The organism is Cellulophaga sp. HaHaR_3_176, from assembly GCF_019021925.1.
Taxonomy (GTDB): domain Bacteria; phylum Bacteroidota; class Bacteroidia; order Flavobacteriales; family Flavobacteriaceae; genus Cellulophaga.
Genome location: NZ_CP058990.1, coordinates 345,363 through 371,522 on the forward strand (window position 1 = coordinate 345,363; position 26,160 = coordinate 371,522).

The window sequence follows — 26,160 nt, forward strand, 5'->3', positions numbered from 1 at the left end:
AAAAAAACATGTTCAGTAATTTTATAAAAAGACCGGTATTGGCAATCGTCATATCGGTAATAATCGTATTTACAGGTTTGCTTTCTATTAAGCAATTACCTATATCACAATTTCCAGAAATAGCACCTACTACAGTAAACATTTTTATTGCTTACCCAGGTTCAAGTGCAGATGTATTAGTGAAATCTACACTAATACCATTAGAAACAGCTATAAACGGAGTACAAGGAATGCGTTACATCGCATCTGATGCAACAAGTGCAGGTGAAGGTACACTACGTATTATATTCGAACCAGGTACAGATCCTGATCAAGCTGTTGTACGAGTAAAAACAAGAGTGGATCAGGTTATGCCTTTACTGCCAGAGTTAGTGCAACGTGAAGGGGTAATCATTACACCTGTACAGCCAAGTATGTTAATGTATGTAAATTTATATAGTGATAATGTAGATGATCACGAATTGTTTTTATATAACTATGCTTATACTAAAATGATACCAGAAATTCAGCGAATTGATGGTATTGCTAGTGCGCAAATTTTAGGGAGTCGTAAGTACGCAATGCGTGTTTGGTTAAAACCAGATCGTATGCGTGCCTATAATGTTTCTGCAGAAGAAGTATTAAAAGCGATGGAGGAGCAAAGTATTTTGGCTAGACCAGGCAGAATTGGCCAAAGCTCAGGAAAAACTTCACAATCTTTAGAATATGTATTAATGTATCAGGATAGGTACGATGAGCCAGAGCAATATGAAGATATTATTATTAAAGCGAATAAAGAGGGTGAAATTTTAAAGTTAGGAGACCTTGCGGAAGTTGAATTAGGAAGTGAGTTTTTCGACATTTATTCAAATTTAGATGGCAAGCCTTCTGCATCAATTGTATTGAAACAAACTTTTGGTAGTAATGCAAGTGATGTTATCGCAGAAGTAAAGGATAAACTTAAAGAGTTAAAGGCAGATTTACCATCTGGTATGGAGTATAAAATTAGTTATGATGTATCTAACTTTTTAAATGCCTCTATAGAACAAGTTATTCATACGCTTAGAGATGCTTTTATTTTAGTAGCCATAGTTGTTTTCTTATTTTTAGGTGATTGGAGGTCTACTTTAATTCCGATTATAGCAGTACCTGTTTCTTTAATAGGAGCTTTTTTTATAATGCAATTGTTTGGCTTGTCTATCAATTTAATAACACTATTTGCATTGGTTCTCGCCATAGGAATAGTCGTCGATGATGCTATTGTTGTTGTAGAAGCAGTACATGCTAAAATGGAAGAAACACATTTAGGGCCTTATGAAGCTGTAAAGCTCGTCGTGAATGAAATAGGAGGAGCTATTATAGCAATAACCTTAGTAATGGTTTCTGTATTTATTCCGATTGCATTTATGACGGGTCCTGTTGGTGTTTTCTACAGGCAATTCTCGATTACAATGGCAGGATCTATTATTTTATCTGCGATTGTAGCACTTACATTAACACCTGTACTTTGTGCTATGATTCTTAAAAATAATCATGGTAAGACTAAAAAGAAATCACCTATAGATAAATTTATAGATTGGTTTAATAGAGGGTTCGAGAAGCTGACAGGCAGATATGTGAAAATTCTAAATAAAATTGTTGCTAGAAGAATTTTAACTTTTGGAATTTTAATAGCATTCTGCGTTGGAATATTCATAACAAACGAATCATTACCTGCTGGTTTTATTCCGAATGAAGATCAAGGGATGATATATGCCATTATACAAACTCCACCAGGTTCTACATTAGAGCGTACTAACGATATTGCTAGAAAACTACAGAAGATATGTGAGGGAACAGAAGGAATAGAATCAGTTTCTTCTCTGGCAGGATATGAGATTATGACGGAAGGTAGAGGCTCAAATGCAGGTACGTGTTTGATTAACCTAAAACCTTGGTCTGAGCGTCATCATTCTGTACATGAAATTATGGAAGAATTAGAAGAGGAAACTAAAAATTTGGGTGCAGTTATCGAATATTTTGAGCCACCAGCAGTACCAGGTTTTGGGTCTTCAGGAGGATTTTCAATGCGTTTATTAGATAAAACTAATGGTACCGATTATCATGAATTTGAAAAAATTAATAATGATTTTATGGATGCCTTATCTAAGCGTGAAGAACTTACAGGTTTGTTTACGTTTTATTCAGCAAATTACCCACAGTATGAGTTGAAAATCAATAATAAAATTGCAATGCAAAAAGGTGTTTCTATTGATAAAGCAATGGAAAATTTAAATATATTGATAGGGAGTACTTACGAGCAAGGATTTATACGTTTTGGAAGGTTTTTTAAAGTGTATACTCAAGCTGCACCAGAATATAGAGCTTTACCATCAGACCTTGAAAAATTATTTGTAAAGAATGAAGAAGGTGAAATGGTTCCATATTCTGCATTTATGACTATGGAAAAACGTTTAGGGCCTAATGAGATTACTCGGTACAATTTATATAATTCTGCATCAATTCGAGGACTACCAGCTCCTGGTTTTACAAGTGGAGATGCTATTGATGCAATAAATGAAGTAGCTAAAGAATCTTTACCTAGAGGTTATGATGTTGCTTGGGAAGGTTTGTCTTACGATGAAGCACAAAGAGGAAATGAATCTATTTATATTTTTGCTGTAGTTTTAATTTTTGTGTATTTCGTTCTTGCGGCACAGTATGAAAGTTTCTTGCTTCCTTTTGCTATAATTTTATCATTACCTGTTGGGGTTTTAGGGTCTTTTTTGTTACTAAAAGCTATGGGGCTTGCTAATGATGTTTATGCACAAATTGGACTTATTATGTTAGTGGGGCTGTTGGGTAAAAACGGAGTTCTTATAGTCGAGTTTGCAGTGCAAAAAAGGCGACAGGGAAGTACAATACTTGAAGCGGCAATTGAAGGTGCAAAGGTTAGATTTAGACCAATTCTGATGACATCTTTCGCTTTTATGGCGGGTCTTATTCCTTTAGTAGTTGCTCATGGAGCTGGCGCAATTGGAAATAAAACTATTGGAGGTTCTGCCATGGGAGGTATGTTAATGGGTACCGTTTTCGGTATTCTAATTATTCCAGGTTTGTATTACATTTTTGCTACTATGGCTGATGGTAGAAGCTTAATTAAAGGAGAATCTACCGAACCTGTTTCTGAAGAATTAGTAAGAAATAGTGAGGGTAAAAGTAAAACTAATGTAGCACTTAAAGAGGTTAAAAAGCTTTTGAAAAAACTAACTCAAAAAAATGAAAATGAATAATAAATTAGGAAAAATTATAGCATATAAAAAATCATTTTTGATTGGTTTTTTAAGTGTTATGTTTTTATACGCCTGTGTACCTACCAAAGCAATTAAAGAAGAAGATAGAAGTATGCCAGAGCAATACGAAAACCAATCTTCAGATAGTTTAAATACTGCAGCTACTGTTAAGTGGAGAGATTTTTTTTCAGACCCTTACTTGGTTTCATTAATTGATAGCGCTTTAGTAAATAATCAAGAGCTTAATATTATGTTGCAACGGGTAAGCATGGCTCAAAATGAAATTAAAGTTAGAAAAGGAGAATATTTACCTTTTGTTAATTTTTATGGAGGAGCTGAGGTTGAGAAAGTTGGAGAGTATACTAGAAATGGAGCTGTGGAAGAAGGTCTGAATATTAGAGAAGATGAAAATTTTCCAGATCCTTTGCCAAACTATACTTTTGGTTTATCAGCATCATGGGAGCTTGATGTTTGGAAAAAGCTACGCAATGCAAAAAAATCAGCAGTTTATGAATATTTAGCATCTGTTGAAGGTAAAAACTTTATGGTTACTAATTTGGTTTCAGAAATTGCCGATTCTTATTACGAGCTTTTAGCTTTAGATAACCAATTGGTTATAATTGACCAGAATTTAGAACTACAGAAAAATGCTTTAACAATGGTCGATTTACAAAAGCAAGCAGCAAGAGCAACAGCATTAGCTGTTAAAAAATTCGAAGCTGAAGTTTTAAAGAATAAGAGCCATAGGTATGAAATTAAACAGCAAATTGTAGAAGTAGAAAATAAAATAAATTTTCTACTAGGTAAATCCCCAACGCCTATTCAGCGTAGTACAGATGATTTTATCAATAAAACGTTAGATACTATTTATACTGGTGTACCATCGCAATTATTGCAAAATCGTACAGATATTAGACAGGCAGAGCTAGAGTTGGCATCTGCAAAATTAAATATCAAAGTGGCGAAGGCTAATTTTTACCCATCAATAGGTATTAAAGCAGGTATTGGTTTAGAGGCTTTTAATCCTAGATATTTAAACGCAGCTCCAGAGTCTCTTTTGTATTCTGTAGTAGGTGATGTTGTAGGCCCTTTAATTAATAGAAATGCTATTAAGGCAGAATATAAAAATGCAAATAGTAGGCAAATACAAGCTGTTTATGAGTATGAAAAATCGATATTGAATGCTTTTGTTGAGGTTTCTAATCAGGTTTCAAATATCAATAACTTAAAAATGAGTTATGATTTAAAAAAAGGACAAGTAAATGCCTTAACGGAATCTATAGATGTAGCGATGCTGCTTTTTCAATCTGCTCGTGCAGATTATATGGAGGTTTTATTAACGCAACGTGATGCATTAGAATCTAAAATTGAACTAGTGGAAACTAAAAAAGATCAAATGTTGGCTCAAGTAAATATGTACAGAGCCTTAGGTGGTGGATGGAATTAAGCAATTTAAATTGTTAGTTTTTTTAGTGTGATTGAGTGAGAAAACCTGTAAAGAAATTTACAGGTTTTTTATTTAAACGACATCTATTTTAGTTAATAGATTTAAGTTCTAATAATAATTCTGATGTTTATAATTTACTATTTATCTTCAAGGTAGAATATATGTTCTCGTTTTTGCGTTGTAAATATAAATTAGAAAGCAAAATTCTTTTAGAAGAATAGTACTTAAAAGAAACTTTACAACATTTTATAAATGGAAAACTTTAAACATATAAAAGTAACAACAACATCATCGCTTCAAAATGTTGAAATAGAAGAATATATTGAGCCTATTTCGGTAAATATAGTCATTGGAATGAATTTCTTTAAAGACTTTTTAACAGGTTTTCGTGATGTTTTTGGAGGCAAATCTAACACTTACACAAAATCTTTAGAAAAAATTAATGAACAAGCTATTTATGAATTAAAGAGGAGGGCTCATTATTTAAATGCGAATTATGTTATTGGATTAAGTATCGATAATGATGAAATTTCGTCACAAGGAAAATCTATGTTGATGGTAACCGCAATGGGTACAGCAGTAAGAGTTGCCGGAAAAGCAAAAAATGTTATTAAAAACGCTACTTCAATTAATGTAGAAGCTTTAGAACAATTATCATTAAAAGCTAAATTATTAGAAAGTGCAGAAAAGGATGAACTTGTGTTAAATGATAATAAGTGGGACTTGATTATAGAAAACCAAGTTTCAGAACTTATTCCTTTTCTTTTAACCAAACTTACTAATAACTTAAGTCAATATGATGTCAAAAACAACATCATATTATTTTTTGATACTTTAGAGAGAGAACATACAGTAACTGAGGTTTTTAAATTTTTAGTGAATAATGAAGAAAGAGATTTAGAGTTTGTTTTGGAAGTTATTAAAGAATTGAATTTGGTAGATTATGATAAAAATTTAAAGCTTTTAAGTAGTGAAAATAAATACTTGAATAGAATTGGAGCGTCTATTGCCGTTATGCATAAGGAAACATATTTTAAGTCAGACCTAAAACCCATTCGAGAAACTATATTAATTTTAGAAGAAAAATTTCCTGTTAAGGCTAAATTTTTACGCTCTAAAGAAACATATTCTGAGAATGAAATTGATGTTTGGAAATGTGAATGTGGTACTGAGAATAATTTAGAGAGAGATGTTTGTAGAGAATGTAGAAAAGATATTCATGGCTTTAAAGATTCGGAAATCGACTTTAAAGAAATAAAAGAAAATTTAATTTTTAAACTGTCTCTCTTAGAAAAAAACTTTTCTTAATGATAGTATATTCAAAGTAGGCTATTTTATTTAAGATGCTTTCAATGACACTTTTTTTTGTATAATACAAACAACGTCAATGTCTTTCAATTTAGAGGCATTAAGTCTGCCGATTTTTGCTTCTGTATTTATATACTCGAACAAAGCATCTGATAAAAAAGGCTTTATTTTATCAATATCTGTAATGTTTGACAAAATAGCTTCTTGATTATTTCTATTTATTAAAGTGAAGCAATAATTAAAATTTTCCATTTTTAAATTTTATCAGTTAACGTAGCTATCTTCAATTATATCGACTGCAAGTTTCTCACTTGCAGTAAGGGTATAATTACTTTTTGTTTTTGTATAAGGGTTTTTTGTTGGTATTTCTTTTTTATCAATAGCATTAAATATTGCTGGATGTACATAATAGTTTTTACATACAGAGGGTGTGTTTCCTAATTCAGATGCTACCATTTTAATGACAATATTGCTAAATTTTTTTCTTGAAGCATCAATTTTTTGTTTTATTGCTTCGTCATAACATTCAATTGCTAACCTGCTGGCAGCCCATGTTCTAAAGTCTTTACTAGAAAAATCTTCTCCCATGTTTGTGGATATGTATTTGTTTACATCATCACTGTCTATTTCTTTAAAACTACCATGATCATCTTTATATCTAAAAATTTCATAACCAGGCATATCAGCAGCTTTTTTTATGAAGGGTATTAGTTCTGGATCATCAATGTGAACTTCACGCTCTTGCTTGCTTTTTCCCTTAAATTTGAAAATTACTTCATCATCTTCAATCGATAAATGCTTTCTTCTTAAAGTTGTCAACCCAAATGTTTCATTTTGAATTCGGTATTGCTTGTTTCCTATTCGAATACCGTATTCATCTAAAATTAGTGTAATTAATGCTAAAAGTTTTCTTTTTTTCCAAACATTTAAACTAAGATCTTTATAAGCCCTTTTTCTAATTTTCGGTAGTTTTTCAGCAAACGAAAGCATTTTTTTAAATTTTTCTTCTTGCTTTTGTTTTTCAAAAATAGAATGGTATATATATTGTTTTCTACCTTTTAAATCGCGACCAATAGCTTGTATATGTCCATCATCAAATCCGCATATAAAAACGTCATTCCACATCGGTGGAATTATTAATTTTCGAAGGCGATTCAATATTTTTTTATTTATAATCTTAGTACCGTCTTCGTTATAGTATGCAAATCCTCTACCTTTTTTCTTACGAGAGATGGACATAGCAGAATCATCAACTTCTTTTATTTTGGTCATACCGATTAGAAGTTAGTTTTAAAACTGTACTGAATTTATATTGTTTAAAACCATTTTATCTCCAAAATCAGAACTCGAATTTAATAAGCTATCATTCGGAATTCTTATAGTCTTCTTTGCCATTTGTATGTATTCAAAATCTTTAGAGCATTTTAAATTAGATTGAAGTAAAGTACTAAGTAAGTTTTTTGAATTATTTGTTGTAGTGATAATGTTCAATCTAAGTTTTTCGATTCGTTTTTTCAAAGCATCGTTTTGTATCCTAGCATCGGTTAAAAAAATCTGTAAATCTCTCAACTCATCCAATCCATTGCAATAGATAAGAGAATTATAATTAGTGGACAATGTATTAATAAAATTATTTATTTTTTCAGTTCTATTTAAAGTCTCTTTTTCTACTTTACGTAGTAAGTTTTCCATATTAGTATCCATATCTCTATTATTAAATTTCTGTTCAAAACTAAATTAGGAATACAATATTTTTTAACCGAAATAATTTTTTTTTGAATTCTATCGGTTTGAAATTTCTTCTTTTGAGTATGTTTTTTAAATTGGGAGTACTTAAGTATATGTAACCAACTGGTTTATATGTATATAAATATTATAGTATTTATTATTAGAGTTGATAGATTTTTTTTATAAATACGTTAAGGTTTTTCAAGGTTATAATTTTAAATATCAAACAGATAACCTAGGTAATTTTTAAAATAAAATTATAGGAGCAATGAAAAACAAAATACACATTATAGATAAACAAAAACAAAAACAATTAAGTGAACACACTGTGCTATGCTCGAAAAACCTACAGATTGAATATCAGTAAAACTTACAACGAAACTTCTCACTTAAAATAAAAAACCCCGTAAACACTAGTGTTACGAGGTTATTTTGTGGAGCCGGGGAGAATCGAACTCCCGTCCAAACAAGCAATTACAATGCTTTCTTCATGCTTAGTTTTCATTTAGTTTTCGATGCACAACCGACTGAAAACCGCCTATTGTATACTTAGCTTCTGAAATTTTTGTGATACTACCAAAGCAATAATACCCTTGTGTTGACATTTCTGGTGCTCCTAATAGAATCGCCGCCAACAAGGGCTATTCCGGAACATCTCGCTTCTCTACCTAGTAGAGACGAGGCTAATCTTACTATAATTCAGATTAAGCGGCAAGAGCGTAATTATTTTCGCCAATTAAAAGTGTGGAAAATGTGATTAACGAGCTGTAGCCCAGCGCTCGGCATGCTTACATCCTAATTGGTCTCGCTGTCAAAACCAGGCGGCCCCTTATTAAAATGTTTTTTACCTTCTGAAAAATAAGAAAGTTAAAACGATATAATTACTTTTTCAAAGAACTTTTCATATTCTAAAATATGAATGCTACTTAAAGCGGTCGGCAAATGTACTCCAAAAAGTATTCCAAAAAAAGTTTTGCTTGCCAACATGTCATATGTTACATTTACAACTATAGTTGAATTTTAAGTTGTAAAAATTAATTTTATGAAGTTCGGAATCATTAGAGAAAGAAAAAACCCTCCAGATAAACGTGTAGTTTTATCTCCAAAAGCATGTAATAAATTAATAACAACTCATAAAAATGCTGAGGTTTTTATAGAACCTTCTCCTATAAGAACTTTTGCTGATGCTGAGTATGAAGATAAAGGGTTATCAATATCTTCAAATATGGAAGATTGTGATGTTTTGATAGGAGTTAAAGAAGTTCCTATCGCTAATTTAATAGCGAATAAAAAATATTTTTTCTTTTCTCATACTATTAAAAAGCAACCTTATAATAGAGATCTATTAAATGCGATTCTTGATAAAAATATAGAATTGTACGATCATGAGGTAATTACCAATGAAAAAGAACAGCGATTAGTTGCTTTTGGTAGGTATGCTGGTATTGTAGGTGCTTATAATGGATTTAGAGCTTATGGACTTAAATTTAATATATATGACTTGCCTAAAGCTGAGGCCTTAAAAGATCAACAAGCGTTAATTGACGAGCTAAATAAAATAGAGCTTCCTCCTATAAAAATTTTACTTACAGGAAAAGGTAGAGTAGGTAATGGTGCTAAAGAAATGGTAGATGCAATGCAGATTAAAAAAGTTACTGTTGCTGATTATTTAACAGAATCTTTTAATGAACCTGTTTATTGTCAGATTGATGCCTCGGAATATAATAAGCGTAAGGATGGTGTGAGGGGCAATAAAGCCGATTTTTTTGCGAACCCAGAAGAGTATAAAACTAATTTTTTAAGATTTACAAAAGTTACAGATTTTTATATTGCAGGTCATTTTTATGGCAACGGAGCCCCTTATTTATATACTAGAGAAGATGCAAAGCATCCAGATTTTAAAATTAAAGTAGTAGCAGATGTTAGTTGTGATATCGACGGACCAGTAGCTTCTACAATAAAACCATCTACTATAGCAGATCCTATTTACGGTTATGACCCTGAGACAGAAAAAGAAATAGATTATAAAAATGAAAAGGCTATTGCAGTTATGGCAGTAGACAATTTGCCATGCGAATTACCACGCGATGCAAGTATAGGTTTCGGTGATGCTTTTTTAAAAAATGTTATTCCAGCTTTTTTTAATAACGATAAAAATGGACTTCTTGAAAGAGCAAGAATGACACAAAATGGAAAATTAACGGAACGATACGGGTATTTACAAGATTTTGTAGATGGAAAGGAATAGCTTTTACTTTTTTATTTTTCTAAACGAAAGTAAAGGTTTTAAAATTAAAAATGTTAACCAAATAAAAGTTCCAAATGCAATACTCCAAATCCATGCTCTTTGCATAAAAAGGGTGTGGAAAATACTATAGAATAGAGTGTTTGGTCTAGTTAGAATATCCCAAGAATTAAAACGCAAAAATCTACCTAAGAATATTCCAAACCCGCTTAAGAAACTAATGCTGAATAGGAAAAAATGAGTTGTCTTTATGCTAAATCTTTGTGTAAAAACATAAAACATATCTAACATAGAAAGTATACCGTAAACTAAACCATTAATTGCAAAAACAAATATTAATATAAAATCAAACCACTTTATTCCATAATCGTTTTCAACATGAATTAAGTCGGTAAAAATATAAGCACTATTTGGAATGAATAATAACCAAAGTATAAAAAGTAAGGTAATTAATATTTTGGACGATTTAATTTTCTCACTACAAATTATATATGTAGATATTGCAAGAGGTATAATAGCTAAAAATAAATTCCAAGCTAAAAATGTAAATAGAATTGTTTGAGTATAAATAACTCTAATTAAGAGTAAAGAAATACCAAAAATAGTACCATATATAAGTTTTCTATAAATTTGATTTGATAGTATGGTGCTAAATTTTTTATTCAAGATAGTTTAAACTAAGATTTGTTTAAATCTAACGTATTTTTTGTTTTATTGTTGCAGTTGATATGGTTCTTGCTTTATAATATCAATAGAATAAATAATAATGTAAATTTTTTATCGTTTAATTCTCAAACAATAAATAAATAACCATAATGAAACATTTTTTTTTAATTTGCTTAACCTTTTTTAGTTTACTTAGTTGTTCAAGCGATGATGATAATGACGGCAGTAGTAGTATTAGTGATCAAAATTTATCAGGAACAGTAGAAGGTAATTCATTTACTTTTAAAGGGGGGCAAGCTTATTTCAGGTCTAGTTCTAGTACAGAAGAAATTACAATCAATTTAACGAATGAGCCTTTTGGCTGTGAGACATCAACTTTTGATTATGGATTGAAAATTTCAGCAGATGTGCCGAATGAAGTAGGTGTTTATACTGATGTTAATATTGTAACTCAAGACGGTAATAACACACCATTTAATAGTATAGGTGAAACTGTAGAGATTACTGCAGTAAGTGCTACAGAAATATCAGGAAAAATGAAGTTAAACAAAGAGGGGAGCTCTATGTTTGCTGAAAGTATTTTTGAAGGATCATTTACTATTTCTATTTGTGAATAATTGAAATTCAAATATATATAAATAAAAAAAAGAGTCCTGTTTAATTAAACAGGACTCTTTTTTTTATTTCTTTTTCAAAACGATTAAAGTATTGTTTTGAGTGTTTATTACATGTTTAAAAAGTTCTTTAAGTCCAGGTTGAAAATCGGCAGGATAAGAGGTGTTATTTAATGATATGTTGAAAAATAAATTAACTTGGTTTGCCTCATTGTTACATCCAAATTGAAAGGTTGCATTTCTATCTGTTAATACAATTTTTTTTCCATCAGGTAGCTTTTGTACTTCGTATCCTTCAGGTATTTTAATTTTAGCTAAATAAGTGTAATTTTTTTTATAGCCAAAATCAATAGGGTAGTTCCTTTTTTCAAGGGTAAATGGGTTTTTAGAAAAGAATTTTACTAAAAAAGGATCTAGAAATATAATATCATTTGATACTATATTTTCAATTTTATAATTGAAGGTTTCGTGAGTTTTTTTATTATTACTTTTTTCATCATTATATTCATAAGATATAATATTAAAATCTTCTTTATTAGAATTTGTATAGGTATCTAAATATTCCTCTTCGGTAGTTTCACTTAAACTTCTTATTTTGTCAATAGCATTGTATCCTGTGTTAATTTCATCTAAACTTCCAATCACAGTATTATTATTTAAATCAAAACTAATCTGTGTATTTACATAATATTTGCTAACTTCATCAGGGTTAATGTCATGCCAATAACTATCATTTTTAAAATCCATTATACGACCATAATAATTAAGACATTTAAAAGGTAACATTCCAAATGGCACAAATTTATCAGTAGCATCTAGTAGATAAGTTTTACCTTCTATTTCAACTTTTGCAATTACATAATTAAAATCTGATATGACAGGGTGGCTTTGTTTAGGTAAGCCGTTATTTCTAGTAGATAGTAACATTAGTTTAGTGTCAATACCAGCAGCATTTAATAAATTAATTAATGAAATATTGATTTCGCCAATATTTCCTTTTTTTTCATAAAAAGCTTCCTTTACTCTTATATTTCTGTATATACCATATTTGCCATTCCATGTATAATGATTCTGAATAAAGGCATAAATATTTTTAGCTCGAGTAAGCTTATCGCCCTCAGTTAGCATCTTTTTAGGCACATTTTTTTCGAAAAAATCGGTTTTCTTAAGTTGGCGACCAATGTCTTTGTCAGATTTAAACTCGCGGTCAACATCTCTCCAGCTTTTAGTGTATTTATGTATAGAGCCATCTAATCCATAATGTGTAGCTAATTCAAAATCAATTCTTGATATGTAATTGGAAGTGGCTAACATATAATCCTCCTCTTCATTAAAAGCAGGTATGTCTTTCATCGCATACTTTAAAACTACACAATCTGCAGGTTCAGTAATACCAGGAACATAAAAACAGTCTTTTTTCAAGTTAACGTCGTTGGTATTTAATTTTAAAGAACCTATTATACTTCTGTTGTACTGATAATTGCTTGGTATTTTTGCATTAAACTCGCTATATAGCTTTGGAATATTTGACTGAAATTGCCATCCTTCGAAATTATAGAAAAAAGGGCTAATCAGTTTATAAGAATATTCTAAAATTGAACCTTCTTTTATATTAGGGAAAGCAAATCTTTTTTCAGTAACATTTTCGTGCACATCAGTACTATAAATATGACTTTGAGTTAATCCTGTTTTAATAGTGCCATTATGGGTAATCGCTTTTATTTCTTCTATTTTTTCTGTAGCACTTTCATTGTGGTAAAAAGGTATTTCGATGTTTCCTTCATTAAAACCTTTAGAATTTAGGATTTTAATTTTCACATGATATTTTTTTACAATCATAATCCTATCATCTATTATGTCAAAATAGTTATCGCCTTTTTCATAGAGTGTTATAGCATTAGCGGTACTATCTTTTTCATAAATTGAAAAATTCAACTCTTCTTGAGTTAAAATTCCAAAAGAATTATTTTCTTGAGCATTGAGATTTAAAAAACAGATGAATAAAAGAGAAAATAGAGGTTTTAAGGTGTGCATTTGGTTGGCTTTGTAAATAGGTTGTTAAGATAAAAAAAAGGGGACACTTTAAAATCTCAAGTATCCCCTTTTTTTATTATAATAAATATTTATTTTAACGAATTTACAGTTTTTCTAATAGCAACTAAATTGGTAAGAAGTTTTTCTAAATGATCTAAATGCAGCATATTAGCACCATCGCTTTTTGCAATAGAAGGGTCATAATGTGTTTCCATGAAAATACCATCAGCACCTGTAACAATACCTGCACGAGCAATAGTTTCAATCATATCAGGTCTGCCGCCTGTAACACCACTTGTTTGGTTAGGTTGTTGTAAAGAATGTGTGACATCTAAAACAACAGGAGCGTAAGCTTTCATTGTTGGTATGCCTCTAAAATCTACTATCATATCTTGGTAACCAAACATAGTACCACGGTCTGTAATTACTACCTGTTCATTACCCGAATCTTTTACTTTAGCAACAGCGTGTTTCATGCTTTCAGGACTCATAAATTGTCCTTTCTTCAAGTTTACAACTTTACCAGTATTAGCAGCAGCAACAACTAAATCTGTTTGGCGTACTAAAAAAGCGGGTATCTGCAAAATATCTACATATTCCGCAGCCATAGCAGCATCAGTTACTTCATGAATATCGGTTACAGTAGGTACTTTAAAAGTTTCAGATACTTTTCTCAAAATTTTAAGAGCTTTTTCATCACCAATTCCAGAGAAAGAATCAACACGACTGCGGTTAGCTTTTTTAAAACTTCCTTTAAAAATATAAGGTATTTTTAGCTTATCAGTAACTTCAATAATACGCTCTGCAATTCGTAACGCCATGTCTTCCCCTTCTATAGCACAAGGGCCACATAAAAGAAAAAAGTTGTCACTATTTGTATGTTTTATTTGAGGTATCTTATCTATGTTCATTTTGTGTATAATTTAATATAGCAAAGATAATAGAATTTAAATCTAATCACTACTTGTAGAACGTCCTCAAAATCAGTATAATAAAAATTTGGATAGTTTGTATTGTGCTATCAAAAATAGCAGTACCTTTGCGCAAAATTTAGCAGGAAAAGTTCCTTTAATAAAGTATTTATGTCAGCAACAAAAAATATTGCCATTATTGCCCATGTCGATCACGGTAAAACTACTTTGGTAGATAAAATTATGTATCACTGTCAGTTGTTTAGAGAAAATCAAAACACAGGTGATTTAATATTAGATAATAACGATTTAGAACGTGAAAGAGGTATTACTATTACTTCTAAAAACGTTTCAGTGGTATATAAAGGTACCAAGATTAATATTATTGATACTCCTGGTCACGCCGATTTTGGTGGTGAAGTTGAGCGTGTATTAAATATGGCTGATGGTGTTTTATTGTTGGTTGATGCTTTTGAAGGTCCAATGCCTCAAACACGTTTTGTATTACAAAAAGCTATCGATTTAGGCCTTAAGCCTTGTGTGGTAGTTAATAAAGTTGATAAAGAAAACTGTACTCCTGAAGAAGTTCATGAGAAAGTTTTTGATTTAATGTTTGAATTAGGTGCTGAAGAGTGGCAACTAGATTTTCCAACAGTATACGGTTCAGCAAAGAACAACTGGATGAGTGACGATTGGAAAAACCAAACAGAAAATATAGAACCATTGTTAGATATGGTTATCGAGCATGTTCCAACTTTTGAACCAAAAGAAGGTAATACTCAAATGTTAATTACATCTTTAGATTTCTCTTCTTTTACTGGTCGTATCGCTATTGGTCGATTATTAAGAGGTGGTTTAAAAGAAGGTCAAACAGTTTCTTTGGTTAAAAGAGATGGTTCGATTGTAAAAACAAAAATAAAAGAATTATATACTTTCGAAGGTCTAGGTAGACTTAGAGTAGAGGAAGTTGCAACTGGTGATATTTGTGCTATTGTTGGCCTAGAAGGATTTGAAATTGGTGATACAGTTGCAGATGTTGAAAACCCAGAGGGTTTAAAAACTATTGCTATTGATGAACCGACAATGAGTATGTTATTTACAATTAACGATTCTCCTTTCTTTGGTAGAGATGGTAAATTTGTTACTTCTCGTCATATTAAAGATCGTTTAGAGCGTGAATTAGAAAAAAACTTAGCATTACGTGTTAATCCAACTGATAGTGCTGATAAGTTTTTAGTATTTGGTAGAGGTGTATTACATTTATCTGTATTGATAGAAACAATGCGTCGTGAAGGTTACGAAATGCAAATTGGTCAGCCACAAGTTATCATCAAAGAAATTGATGGTCAAAAATGTGAGCCAGTAGAGCAATTGACTATTGATTTGCCAGAAGAAGTTTCAGGTAAAGCAGTAGAAATGGTTTCTATGCGTAAAGGTGAAATGACTAGTATGGAAGCTAAAGGAAATCGTATGATTTGCGAATTCTTAATTCCATCAAGAGGTATTATAGGTTTAAGAAATCAGTTATTGACAGCTACAGCTGGTGAAGCAATTATGTCACACCGTTTCTTAGAGTATCAACCAATGAGAGGTGATATTCCTCAACGTCAAAATGGTTCTTTAGTTTCTATGGAAATGGGTAAATCAATTCCTTATTCTATTGATAAATTACAAGATAGAGGTAAGTTTTTTGTTGAGCCAGGAGAAGATATCTACGAAGGTCAAGTTATCGGAGAAAACTCTAGAGGTGATGACATGACAGTAAATATTACAAAAACTAAAAAAATGTCTAACGTACGTTCTTCAGGAGCTGATGATAAGGCAAAAATTGTACCTGCAATTAAATTCTCTTTAGAAGAAGCTTTAGAATATATTCAGAAAGATGAGTATGTTGAGGTTACTCCTAAATTCTTAAGAATAAGAAAAATATACTTAACGGAGAACGAACGTAAGCGTAATAAAATAGCGTAATCAATTTTATTATTGATGTGTATAAATCCTAAGATGAAAATCTTAGGATTTTTTTTGATATTTACTGAAATTAATTAAGATGTAGTACGACTATACTATATCAATCTAAAAAATAATAAATGAAATTTACTATTAAAATAGCTATGGCATTGTTTTTATTAGCATTTACAGCTTGTAAAAACGAACCTAAAAAAGAAAAAATGGATGAAACTGCTACAACTGAAATGGTTGAAAAGTATGATATTCCTGAATCTTGGGTTAAGAATAGAGTTGAAAAAGCAAAGACACGTTTAAATGCATCTGAAGCTGGAAAAGTACTGTGGAATGGAATGGAAGCGCAAGGTGGTTTAGAAAAATGGTTTAATAACGGATATTTATCATTTCGTTTTGATTACCAACCATTAGATGGTTCTACACGCAGAAACTCATACCAGACTGTTGATACTTGGAATAATAAAGCAAGACATAATAGTGTTGAAGATACAACAGCTATTTTTGGATGGGATGGTAAAGAAGCTTGGGTAATGGCTAAAGATAGTACTGCTTTTGAGTATGATACTAAATTTTGGGCTTTAACTCCTATTTATCTTTTTGCACATCCATTTGTATTAGATGGTGAAGGTGTTGGTTTAGAGCTTTTGGAAGGTAGAGAATACAAAGGTGATATGCAAGATGTAATAAAAGCTACGTTTGCTTCAGGTACGGGTGATGCTCCAGATGATTATTATATATTATACTTTGATAAAAACACTCATAAGATGAGTGCAATTAGTTATATAGTTTCTTACCCTGGTTATTTCCCTAATGGAGGTCACGCTCCTGAAAAAATAATGGAAATTGTAGGTTGGAAAACTGTAGACGGAATTGATTTACCTACCAGTTTAAAAACACATTGGTCTAAAGAAGGTGATTTAGGAGAATATATTACTAAAATAGAAATTAGTGATCTTTCTTTTTCGCCTAGCGTATCAGAAAACTATTTTTCTAAACCAGAAGGTGCTAAAGTAATAGAGTAACTATATTAATTTCGAACTCAAAAAGCCTGAAATCATTTATGATTTCAGGCTTTTTGAGTTAATAAGATATTTAAAGCTTTGAGCTATTTGAGTATTGAAAACAAAACTTTAATCTGATTACATTTTCTAAAATTAATTTGATTTAAGCTGTACATTTGCAGCGTTCTAAAAAGACAAAAGATTTAATTGCATGAATTCAGATACATCAAACGGAAAAGGGGAATTGACTAGTGGTAATGTTAGTCTTGAGGAGATTGAAAAATGTATTTCTATATTAAATAGAATAGGGGAGAATGCACACCAAGTTTTAGAGCTGCCAGAAGAACAGCGTGTTGCCTTATTAAAAGCTGCAGGTGTTATTTCAAGACCTAGTAGACATGAGTTTAAGCAACGTAAAAAAGATGCAGCTAAAGCAGCTAAGCGTAAACAGATTGAAAGAGATAAACATGCCCGTAAAGAAACAGGTATAAGAAGTGCTCGTGAAGCAGTAATTTTTAAAGCACCAATTTTACTAGAGGCACCTAAGCTTAGAGATTTAGGGGAGAACGAATTAGAGTCACCTCGTAATTGTTATGTATGTAAAACGGTATATACCAAGCTTCATCATTTTTATGATACTATGTGTCAAGATTGTGGAGACTTTAATTATGCAAAACGTTTTCAAACAGCAGATTTAACAGATCAAGTAGCTATCGTTACAGGTTCTCGTTTAAAAATTGGATATCATATAACATTAATACTTTTGCGAGCAGGGGCTACAGTAGTTGCAACAACTCGTTTTCCTGTAGATTCTGCATTGCGTTTCTCTAAAGAAGATGATTTTTCTAAATGGGGGCATAGACTTAAAATACATGGTTTAGATTTAAGGCATATACCAAGTGTTGAAATTTTCTGTAATTTTATAGAGCAACAATATGATCGTTTAGATATTTTAATTAATAATGCAGCTCAAACAGTTCGTAGGCCTGCTGGTTTTTATAAGCATTTAATGCCTAATGAGGAAATGCCTGTGGAATCTCTTTCGAAATCTGCTAAGCAGGTTTTGTCTGATCATTTATATTGTTTAGATGAGCTAAATGCATTGGGTAAAAACGTTTCAAGTCAACAAAATAATACACTACCTGTTACTTGGCATGCTCCAGAGCCAGGCGTTGGTATTCGTGCTTCAGCTAAGCTTTCTCAAATTCCTTATAGTTTTGATAATTCACTTTCTACACAAGAAGTTTTTCCAGAAGGAGAACTTGATGCTGATTTGCAGCAAGTAGATTTACGTAAAACAAATAGTTGGAGGTTGAAATTAGGGGAAATTGAAACTCCGGAAATGATAGAGGTGCAACTTGTAAATGCAGTAGCGCCTTTTGTGCTTTGTAATCGCTTATCTAAATTAATGCGAAAAGAAAATACAGGCAAAAAACATATTATTAATGTTTCTGCTATGGAAGGTAAATTTCATAGGTTCTTTAAAGAAGATAGGCATCCTCATACAAATATGGCCAAAGCAGCCTTAAATATGATGACACATACATCTGCATTAGACTTTGCTAAAGATGGTGTGTTTATGAATGCGGTAGATACAGGTTGGGTTACAGATGAAGATCCAGCAGAATTATCTAAATTGAAAGAGGAAGTTCACGATTTTCAACCGCCTTTAGATATTGTTGACGGTGCGGCTAGAGTTTTAGACCCTTTAATTGATGGTATAAATACAGGTAAACATTGGTGTGGGAAATTCTTAAAAGATTACCAGCCGATAGATTGGTAAAAATTAAATTTCTTTCAATTCTTTATTCACTAAAGCTATGTAACTTTCCATAGCTTGCTTTTTAGACAGGTTTTTAGCTTGTATCAATGCATTTGCTTTAAACGCATTAATCAAAGGTGTTTTACTGCCAGGGTCAGCTTTATTTTCAGATGCAATTTTGTAAAAAGCGTATAATTTTAATAAAAGATCAGCAGGTAGAGGATCTGTAAAATTATTAACAAAGTCTACTGTTTTAAAAAATGTATCTTCTAGGTTTTGATCAGTCTTCATGATTTCTTCCGATAGTAGCTATACAGGTTTTAGCGCCAGTTACTTTCTGATTTAATTTTACGGTAACAACAGAGTCTAAAGGTAAGAACAAATCTACTCTAGAACCAAACTTTATAAAGCCACCATCTTCACCTTGTTGAGCACTGTCTCCTGTTTTTGCGTAATTTACAATACGTTTAGCCAAAGCACCTGCTATTTGGCGGTATAGTATTTCTCCGAATTTAGGTGTTTTAATAACAACTGTTGTTCTTTCGTTTTCTTCACTAGCTTTTGGGTGCCATGCTACTAAAAATTTACCAGGGTGGTATTTAGAGTACGTAATTAAGCCACTTGCAGGGTAACGGGTTACATGAACATTTATAGGGGACATGAAAATAGAAACTTGTAATCGCTTACCTTTAAAATATTCATTTTCTTCAACCTCTTCTATAACAACAACTTTTCCATCTACAGGAGCTAATATTTCGTCAAAACTTTTAGCAACAGGTCTTTTTGGGTTTCTGAAAAATTGAAGAATCATAACCAAAAAGAAAAGTGCTACAACTTGCACTAATAATCTTAGCCAAGTAATATCAATATAAAAATTTGCAGCTAATATAGCTGAAGCGATAATTAAAAAGGTAATTAAAATAATTTTTTGACCCTCTTTATGAAACATGGTTGAAAATATTTAAGGTTAAGTATGCAAAAGGAGCAGCAAAAACTAGACTATCTAATCTATCTAACATTCCGCCATGCCCAGGTAATATAGCGCCACTGTCTTTAACACCAGCAGCTCTTTTAAATTTAGATTCTAATAAATCACCTAAATTGCCAGTTACGACTATCACAATTGCTAAAATTAACCATTGATATAGACTTATATGGGCTTCAAATTTAGACATTATAAATGCAGCAATCAAAGAAAAAACTAACCCTCCAATAGCTCCTTCCCATGTTTTCTTAGGAGATACAGATGGAAATAGTTTATTTTTTCCAATAGATTTCCCTACCAAATAGGCAAAAGAATCGTTTACCCAAATTAGAATAAAGATTCCCATAATTAAGAATTTAGCGAAACTATTTTCTTGATAAGGAATCATTGTGAGGAAAATACAACCTCCGCCAATGTAAAAAAGGCTGATTAAAAATTTCTGTAACTGAGTAAAAATTTTGGGTTTTGTAGAAAAAAGGTAAAAAAGTAAAACTATGTTTATTGTTATTGTTATAAACATTAAAACGTTTACAATTGACTGGCTGTAAGAGTAGTCGGTAATAAAATAAATAAAGCTCCACCATAAAGCTAAGTATGCTACAAAAATGTAATAGCCCTTTAATTTAGCCATTCTCTTGAATTCGAAAAGGCAAGCTAAACCAAATACCATAAATAAAAAATCAAAAGCATCTGAGCTTAAAAATATAGCAGATAACAATAGTACAACGTAAACTATACCTGTAATTAGTCTTCTAAAAATTTCTTTCATATTATAAATCTTCGAGAAGTATAAGATATAAATTTTTAGAACTACTACCATATGTTAAAAAATCATCTTTATTTTCAGTTTTAGATTGAAAATGTTTGATGGTAGTAATATTAGATGGAATAGTATGTTTGTATTTTTTCTTAATAATCTTTAAACCTTCACCTATTGAATTTACAAGCTGACTGGTAGTTGCGAAAACAATAAAATTTTCAGGCAATTCATTAAGTTTAAGTTCTTTTAGTTGATTAGAACATATTAAAATAGATCCATTTTGAGCGATCAGATGTTCGCATGTGGTAAAAAATATTGGACTGTTTTTTAATTGTTTAGTAAATGTAATTTGTTGCCTAGAAAATTTTTGTTCTAATCTTTCATCTATTGAAAAGAATGGCAGTTTTTGCCATTCGTTTTCAATAATTATATTTTCTAATGCTTCATATACATCTGAATAACCATCACAGTAAATAAATTTACCGCCATTTTTCTTAAAATGTATAGTGAATTTTTCATCAGCGGGTATGTCTAAATCAGGCATATGCATGCCTCTAGATTCATTAGCTTCTTTAGAAACCTTGTTTTTGCCTCCTCCAAAGAGTTTGTCAAATAGTCCCATTCTAACTTAAAAATTCAATCAGATATTGTTATTATTCTTATGATTCAGGTAATTCAGTATTGTTAACATCTATGTCAACTACCGTAGCTGCTTCAGCTAAATCTTTATCAAAAGTTCTTTTTCCAAAAATTTTCTCTAAATCATCTTTAAAGATAACTTCTTTTTCTAACAATCTTTGAGCAAGTTCAGTAAGCTTATCTTTATTTTTATCTAAAAGTTCAATAGCACGTTCGTATTGCTCTTCTATCAAAATAGAGATCTCTTTGTCTATCGTTTGTGCAGTTTCTTCACTATAAGGCTTAGAGAACCCATAAGAATCTTGTCCTGATGAATCATAATAAGTGATGTTTCCAATCTTATCATTCAAACCATAAATAGTAACCATTGCTTTTGCCTGCTTAGTTACTTTTTCTAAATCACTAAGTGCGCCAGTAGATATTTTATTAAATATAACTTTTTCAGCAGCTCTACCGCCTAAAGTTGCACACATTTCGTCTTTCATTTGATCAGGACGAACGATTAAACGTTCTTCAGGTAAATACCATGCAGCTCCTAAAGATTGACCTCTAGGTACAATAGTTACTTTAACTAAAGGTGCAGCATGTTCTAACATCCAACTTACAGTTGCATGACCAGCTTCATGATAAGCAATTGTTTCTTTTTCACCTGGAGTGATAATTTTATTTTTCTTCTCTAATCCACCTACAATTCTATCAACAGCATCTAAGAAATCTTGTTTGTTTACTGCTTTTTTGTCTTTACGAGCGGCAATTAATGCAGCTTCGTTACAAACATTTGCAATATCAGCCCCAGAGAAACCAGGAGTTTGTTTCGCTAAAAATTCTGAATCTAATGTTTCAGCAGTTTTAATAGGTTTTAGGTGTACTTCAAATATTTCTTTACGTTCTCTAATATCTGGTAAGTCAACATAAATTTGTCTGTCAAAACGTCCAGCTCTCATTAAAGCTTTATCTAAAACATCTGCTCTGTTGGTAGCTGCTAAAACAATTACGTTCGTATTTGTTCCAAAACCATCCATTTCAGTAAGCAATTGGTTCAATGTGTTTTCACGTTCATCATTAGAACCTGTCATGTTGTTTTTACCTCTAGCTCTACCAATAGCATCAATTTCATCAATAAAAATAATCGCAGGAGATTTATCTTTAGCTTGTTTAAATAAGTCTCGAACTCTTGATGCTCCAACACCTACAAACATTTCAACAAAATCAGAACCTGATAGTGAGAAGAAAGGTACTTTTGCTTCACCAGCAACAGCTTTTGCTAATAAAGTTTTACCAGTTCCTGGAGGTCCTACTAATAATGCACCTTTTGGTATTTTACCACCCAAAGAAGTGTATTTGTCAGGGTTTCTTAAAAAGTCTACAATCTCTTCAACTTCTTCTTTAGCACCTTCTAAACCAGCAACATCTTTAAATGATGTTCTTGTATCTGTTTTTTCGTCAAAAAGTTTTGCTTTAGATTTTCCGATATTAAAAATTTGACCACCTGCGCCGCCGCCGCCGCCGCCAGACATTCTTCTCATTAAAAATATCCAAATACCAATAATAAGTATGAAAGGAAGGATGCTTAAAATGATTTCACCAAAAAGGTTAGAATCATTCTTATAATCTATAACAGTATCTAAATTATATTCTGCTTTAGTTTTCTTTAAATCATCTTCAAAGTTACTTAAATCACCATATGTTAAAGAGTATTGAGGTGTTTTAGTGTTTGTAATTGAAAAAGCTTTTTCAGCCACTTCTTTATGGTCTCCTTTTTCTAATGCTTCTTTCTTTAAAAAAACTTGTGCTTCACCAAGGTTTTTAACGATTAAAACTTCTTCAACATCTCCGTTAACTAAGTATTGTTTTAGTTTAGACGTTGTTGTTTTTTGAATATTAGATAAGTTAGAGCTGCTAAAAAATTGAAATCCAATTAATAAAGCTGCTATTATTCCATAAATCCACCAAGAACTAAATTTTGGTTTTTTTGGAGTTGAGTTATTGTCTTTTGCCATTTTGTTTTTTCTTATTTAAGACTACTTTCTATTGTTGTAACTTTTGCATCACCCCAAAGGCCTTCAATGTCGTAATATTCTCTTGCTTGCTTTTGAAACACATGTACAACAACATTAACATAGTCCATTAAAACCCATTCAGAGTTTTCTGAACCTTCAACATGCCAAGGCTTGTCCTTAATGTTTTTGCTTACCGTTTTTTGGATAGAACCTACTAACGCATTTACATGTGTATTTGAAGTACCACTACAGATAATGAAATAGTCGCAAACTGTATTTTCAATTTCTCTTAAATCAAGTAAATTTATATTATTTCCTTTAACTTCTTCTATTCCTTCTAGAATAAAACTGATGAGTTCATCTACGCTAGTTTGCTTTTTCTGCATTCAAAAATTTTAATTTACGCAAAGTTATTATTTTTTTGTTTTCTTAGCTATTGTTTTTATAATAAGATTGAAGTTTTATACAATAGTTAACACATGCAAATAATCAAACTTGATGCCACAGACTCAACAAGCCTGTACTTGAAGAATTTAATACCTAAAAGTAATCTTGATGATTTTACGGTAGTAACAGCTAATAGACAAACAAAAGGGCGTGGTCAAATGGGAACAACATGGCTTTCTGAAGATGGTAAAAACCTGACGTTTAGCTTTTTAAAAAAAAATCAGCAAATTTTAATAGCTGATCAGTTTTTATTAAATATTTGTGTGTCATTGGGCGTTTATTATGCTTTAGAAGAACTTAAAATACCAGATTTAAAAGTAAAATGGCCAAACGACATTTTGTCAGGAAAAGATAAAATTTGTGGAATTTTAATTGAAAATATACTTTCAGGAGCAAAAATTCAGGCTTCTGTTGTAGGAATAGGCTTGAATGTTAATCAATTATCGTTCAGTAATCTTCCAAATGTATCATCTTTAAAACTAATTTTAGGAAGAACTTTTGATTTAGAAGAGTCATTATTAATCATAATGAAACATCTTAAAATTCTTTTTAAAAATATTTCAGAAGGGAAATCAGAGTCTTTAAAAAGCCAATATTTAGAAGTACTATTTAGAAAAGATAAACCATCAACTTTTAAAGACACCTCAGATCAAATGTTTCCTGGTATCATTAGAGGAATTTCTAATGAAGGAAAATTAGTTGTTGAAATAGAGGATGAAATCTTAAAAGAATATGACTTGAAAGAAGTAAAGTTGCTTTATTAAACTTTGTTTAAATTTTCAGAAAGTGTACCCATAAAATTTGTAATTGGGTTCTTTATCATCATAGCCATCATAGCGTTAAATTCACCTTCAAAACTTAATACAACTTCAGTTTCTGTAGCTGATAACTCTATAAGGTTAGCTGTTAATGTAAAAGGTAGTTTTTCACTAGCAGCACCTAAAACTACTTTGCTCGTAGGTGTAAGTTCTTTTCTTTGTAAAACTATTTCTGGCATGCCTTTTAAGGCAAATAAGAAGCGATCTTCACTTATAACTTCAAATTTACTAATATTTTCAGGCATTAGTTTTTCAAAGTTTTTTACGTCAATTAAAAATTCATAAACCTCTTTTGAGCTTTTTTGAATTGTTTTTTTAGGAGTTTCTATGTGCATAATCTTATTGTTGCCAGCCAGATGGATTAGATTTCCATTCTAACAAAGTTTTAAATTGTTCTTCTTTAATGTAATTTGTGTCTGATGCTTGTTGAATTAAGTTTTCGTAATCACTTAATGTGTGCAGGTCAATATTGTTTTTTTTAAAATTTTCAGTAGCTACATCAAAACCATATGTAAATATGGCAATCATTCCTTTTACATTTGCTCCTGAATCTTTTAATGCTTTTACTGCATTTAAGCTGCTTTTTCCTGTACTTATTAAATCTTCAATAACAACTACAGTTTGGTTTTCTTCTAAAGCACCTTCAATTTGGTTTTGTCTACCGTGTGACTTAGCTTCTGGTCGAACATATATAAATGGAAGACCTAAGTAATCAGCAACTAACATGCCAACACCAATAGCGCCTGTAGCAACGCCAGCAATAACATCTGGTTTGCCATATAGCTTCTCAACTTGTTTAGCAATTTCTTCTCGAACGTAGTTTCTGATGGGAGGATATGATAGAATAATTCTATTATCACAATAGATTGGAGATTTCCAACCTGAAGCCCATGAAAAAGGATTTTCAGGTTCCAACTTTATTGCATTAATTTGCAATAGAAGTTCGGCTGTTTTCTTAGCAGTGTCTTTGTTTAAAACCATAATGCAAATGTATAAAGTTTTTGTTAATGAGGCTCAGTTGATTTTGACAAATAAACTGTCTGATATATCGAATAATAAATATTTTTTATTGAATGAGAAATCAATCAATGAAGCAATAGAATCGTTATCAAAGAAAAAATTAAGTGTTGCTTATATCTACCATCCTAATAATGAGGAGATTCTGAAGAAGTTTACAAAGAAAATTCCTTTAGTTGTTGCAGCTGGTGGTGTGGTTACTAATAAAGAAGGTAAGGTTTTGTTTATTTATAGGAATGATAAATGGGATCTGCCAAAGGGTAAATTAGATAAAGGTGAGTCTCTTGAGCAATGTGCGATTAGAGAGGTAGAAGAGGAAACAGGTGTAAAAGGTCTTAAAATTGAGAATATTTTAAAGACTACATATCATGTTTTTAAACGAAATGGAAACTTTAAACTTAAAGAAGTTCATTGGTTTGCTATGAAAACATCTTATAAAGGAGAGCTAATCGGCCAGTTAGATGAAGGTATTGAAAAAGTTAAATGGAAAGGCCCCAAAAAAATTGCTAAAGCCTTAGAAAACTCTTACTATAATATTAAAATTTTGTTTGAAGAGTAATTT

General features: G+C 31.2%; 24 protein-coding genes and 1 other RNA gene. 10 read left to right on the forward strand and 15 right to left on the reverse strand.

What is annotated here, in order from left to right:
* Window positions 1-8 precede the first annotated feature (8 nt).
* From H0I23_RS01550 to H0I23_RS01560, 3 genes are all read left to right on the forward strand, one after another.
* Complete coding sequence (locus tag H0I23_RS01550) at window positions 9-3,251, forward strand: efflux RND transporter permease subunit (RefSeq protein WP_216784719.1); 3,243 nt, start codon at window positions 9-11, stop codon at window positions 3,249-3,251.
* Window positions 3,238-4,698 (forward strand): TolC family protein, encoded by a 1,461-nt coding sequence (locus H0I23_RS01555; protein WP_371736650.1) that lies wholly within the window; start codon window positions 3,238-3,240, stop codon window positions 4,696-4,698. Before H0I23_RS01550 ends, H0I23_RS01555 begins: the two co-directional genes overlap by 14 nt.
* 252 nt (window positions 4,699-4,950) lie before the next feature.
* Window positions 4,951-6,006, forward strand: a complete 1,056-nt coding sequence (locus tag H0I23_RS01560) for a heavy metal-binding domain-containing protein (RefSeq protein ID WP_216784721.1) — start codon at window positions 4,951-4,953, stop codon at window positions 6,004-6,006.
* A gap of 30 nt (window positions 6,007-6,036) precedes the next feature.
* Here the strand turns inward: H0I23_RS01560 and H0I23_RS01565 are convergent, their stop codons facing one another.
* From H0I23_RS01565 to ssrA, 4 genes are all read right to left on the reverse strand, one after another.
* On the reverse strand, window positions 6,037-6,258 hold the full coding sequence (locus tag H0I23_RS01565) for a hypothetical protein (RefSeq protein WP_216784722.1): 222 nt from the start codon (window positions 6,256-6,258) through the stop codon (window positions 6,037-6,039).
* A 12-nt stretch (window positions 6,259-6,270) separates the two neighbouring features.
* Window positions 6,271-7,278 (reverse strand): DNA topoisomerase IB, encoded by a 1,008-nt coding sequence (locus H0I23_RS01570; protein ID WP_254073634.1) that lies wholly within the window; start codon window positions 7,276-7,278, stop codon window positions 6,271-6,273.
* Between the two features lie 18 nt (window positions 7,279-7,296).
* Window positions 7,297-7,710 (reverse strand): hypothetical protein, encoded by a 414-nt coding sequence (locus H0I23_RS01575; RefSeq protein WP_216784723.1) that lies wholly within the window; start codon window positions 7,708-7,710, stop codon window positions 7,297-7,299.
* A 456-nt stretch (window positions 7,711-8,166) separates the two neighbouring features.
* Window positions 8,167-8,563: a transfer-messenger RNA gene (gene ssrA / locus H0I23_RS01580) on the reverse strand.
* A gap of 213 nt (window positions 8,564-8,776) precedes the next feature.
* On the opposite strand from ssrA, the gene H0I23_RS01585 reads away from it, so the two are divergent.
* Window positions 8,777-9,982: an NAD(P)-dependent oxidoreductase gene (locus H0I23_RS01585; RefSeq protein ID WP_216784724.1), complete on the forward strand. Its 1,206-nt coding sequence runs from the start codon at window positions 8,777-8,779 to the stop codon at window positions 9,980-9,982.
* Between the two features lie 3 nt (window positions 9,983-9,985).
* Here H0I23_RS01585 and H0I23_RS01590 read toward each other — a convergent pair whose 3' ends face one another.
* Entirely contained in the window at window positions 9,986-10,645 is a 660-nt protein-coding gene (locus H0I23_RS01590) for a DUF1361 domain-containing protein (RefSeq protein ID WP_216784725.1), read from the reverse strand.
* Window positions 10,646-10,794: 149 nt separating this feature from the next.
* On the opposite strand from H0I23_RS01590, the gene H0I23_RS01595 reads away from it, so the two are divergent.
* The gene (locus H0I23_RS01595) at window positions 10,795-11,262 is read left to right on the forward strand and encodes a hypothetical protein (protein ID WP_216784726.1); all 468 of its coding nucleotides are present in this window, start codon (window positions 10,795-10,797) and stop codon (window positions 11,260-11,262) included.
* Between the two features lie 63 nt (window positions 11,263-11,325).
* Here the strand turns inward: H0I23_RS01595 and H0I23_RS01600 are convergent, their stop codons facing one another.
* The gene (locus H0I23_RS01600; protein WP_216784727.1) at window positions 11,326-13,293 is read right to left on the reverse strand and encodes a DUF3857 domain-containing protein; all 1,968 of its coding nucleotides are present in this window, start codon (window positions 13,291-13,293) and stop codon (window positions 11,326-11,328) included.
* A gap of 89 nt (window positions 13,294-13,382) precedes the next feature.
* The gene (kdsA, locus tag H0I23_RS01605) at window positions 13,383-14,204 is read right to left on the reverse strand and encodes a 3-deoxy-8-phosphooctulonate synthase (RefSeq protein WP_216784728.1); all 822 of its coding nucleotides are present in this window, start codon (window positions 14,202-14,204) and stop codon (window positions 13,383-13,385) included.
* 171 nt (window positions 14,205-14,375) lie between these two features.
* Between kdsA and typA the strand changes: the two genes are divergently transcribed.
* From typA to H0I23_RS01620, 3 genes are all read left to right on the forward strand, one after another.
* Complete coding sequence (typA, locus tag H0I23_RS01610) at window positions 14,376-16,175, forward strand: translational GTPase TypA (protein WP_216784729.1); 1,800 nt, start codon at window positions 14,376-14,378, stop codon at window positions 16,173-16,175.
* Between the two features lie 119 nt (window positions 16,176-16,294).
* Window positions 16,295-17,191, forward strand: coding sequence for a hypothetical protein (locus H0I23_RS01615; protein ID WP_216784730.1), 897 nt, complete (start codon window positions 16,295-16,297; stop codon window positions 17,189-17,191).
* Window positions 17,192-17,381: 190 nt separating this feature from the next.
* Window positions 17,382-18,953 carry an SDR family NAD(P)-dependent oxidoreductase gene (locus H0I23_RS01620; RefSeq protein WP_216784731.1) on the forward strand — a complete coding sequence of 524 codons (1,572 nt, stop codon included), beginning with the start codon at window positions 17,382-17,384 and terminating at the stop codon, window positions 18,951-18,953.
* 3 nt (window positions 18,954-18,956) lie between these two features.
* On the opposite strand, the gene H0I23_RS01625 is transcribed toward H0I23_RS01620, so the two are convergent.
* From H0I23_RS01625 to rsfS, 6 genes are read right to left on the reverse strand one after another with little or no spacing between them, the layout of a single operon-like run.
* Complete coding sequence (locus tag H0I23_RS01625) at window positions 18,957-19,223, reverse strand: acyl-CoA-binding protein (RefSeq protein ID WP_216784732.1); 267 nt, start codon at window positions 19,221-19,223, stop codon at window positions 18,957-18,959.
* Entirely contained in the window at window positions 19,213-19,881 is a 669-nt protein-coding gene (locus tag H0I23_RS01630) for a phosphatidylserine decarboxylase family protein (protein ID WP_216784733.1), read from the reverse strand. The genes H0I23_RS01625 and H0I23_RS01630 overlap by 11 nt, the downstream gene beginning before the upstream one ends.
* Complete coding sequence (locus H0I23_RS01635) at window positions 19,871-20,686, reverse strand: phosphatidate cytidylyltransferase (protein ID WP_216784735.1); 816 nt, start codon at window positions 20,684-20,686, stop codon at window positions 19,871-19,873. The genes H0I23_RS01630 and H0I23_RS01635 overlap by 11 nt, the downstream gene beginning before the upstream one ends.
* Window position 20,687: 1 nt before the next feature.
* A complete protein-coding gene (locus H0I23_RS01640) occupies window positions 20,688-21,299 on the reverse strand; it encodes an LUD domain-containing protein (RefSeq protein ID WP_216784736.1) in 612 nt (203 codons plus the stop codon).
* Window positions 21,300-21,336: 37 nt separating this feature from the next.
* Window positions 21,337-23,316: an ATP-dependent zinc metalloprotease FtsH gene (gene ftsH / locus H0I23_RS01645; RefSeq protein WP_216784737.1), complete on the reverse strand. Its 1,980-nt coding sequence runs from the start codon at window positions 23,314-23,316 to the stop codon at window positions 21,337-21,339.
* An 11-nt stretch (window positions 23,317-23,327) separates the two neighbouring features.
* Complete coding sequence (rsfS, locus tag H0I23_RS01650; protein WP_216784738.1) at window positions 23,328-23,702, reverse strand: ribosome silencing factor; 375 nt, start codon at window positions 23,700-23,702, stop codon at window positions 23,328-23,330.
* A gap of 93 nt (window positions 23,703-23,795) precedes the next feature.
* Here rsfS and H0I23_RS01655 point away from each other — a divergent pair, with 93 nt between their 5' ends.
* Window positions 23,796-24,527 carry a biotin--[acetyl-CoA-carboxylase] ligase gene (locus H0I23_RS01655; RefSeq protein ID WP_216784739.1) on the forward strand — a complete coding sequence of 244 codons (732 nt, stop codon included), beginning with the start codon at window positions 23,796-23,798 and terminating at the stop codon, window positions 24,525-24,527.
* Here the strand turns inward: H0I23_RS01655 and H0I23_RS01660 are convergent.
* Window positions 24,524-24,916, reverse strand: a complete 393-nt coding sequence (locus H0I23_RS01660; protein WP_216784740.1) for an SRPBCC family protein — start codon at window positions 24,914-24,916, stop codon at window positions 24,524-24,526. The two genes, H0I23_RS01655 and H0I23_RS01660, sit on opposite strands and share 4 nt — an antisense overlap.
* Window positions 24,917-24,920: 4 nt before the next feature.
* Window positions 24,921-25,562, reverse strand: coding sequence for an orotate phosphoribosyltransferase (gene pyrE, locus H0I23_RS01665; protein WP_216784742.1), 642 nt, complete (start codon window positions 25,560-25,562; stop codon window positions 24,921-24,923).
* A 7-nt stretch (window positions 25,563-25,569) separates the two neighbouring features.
* Between pyrE and H0I23_RS01670 the strand changes: the two genes are divergently transcribed.
* A complete protein-coding gene (locus H0I23_RS01670; protein ID WP_216784743.1) occupies window positions 25,570-26,157 on the forward strand; it encodes an NUDIX hydrolase in 588 nt (195 codons plus the stop codon).
* The last annotated feature ends 3 nt before the right edge of the window (window positions 26,158-26,160 follow it).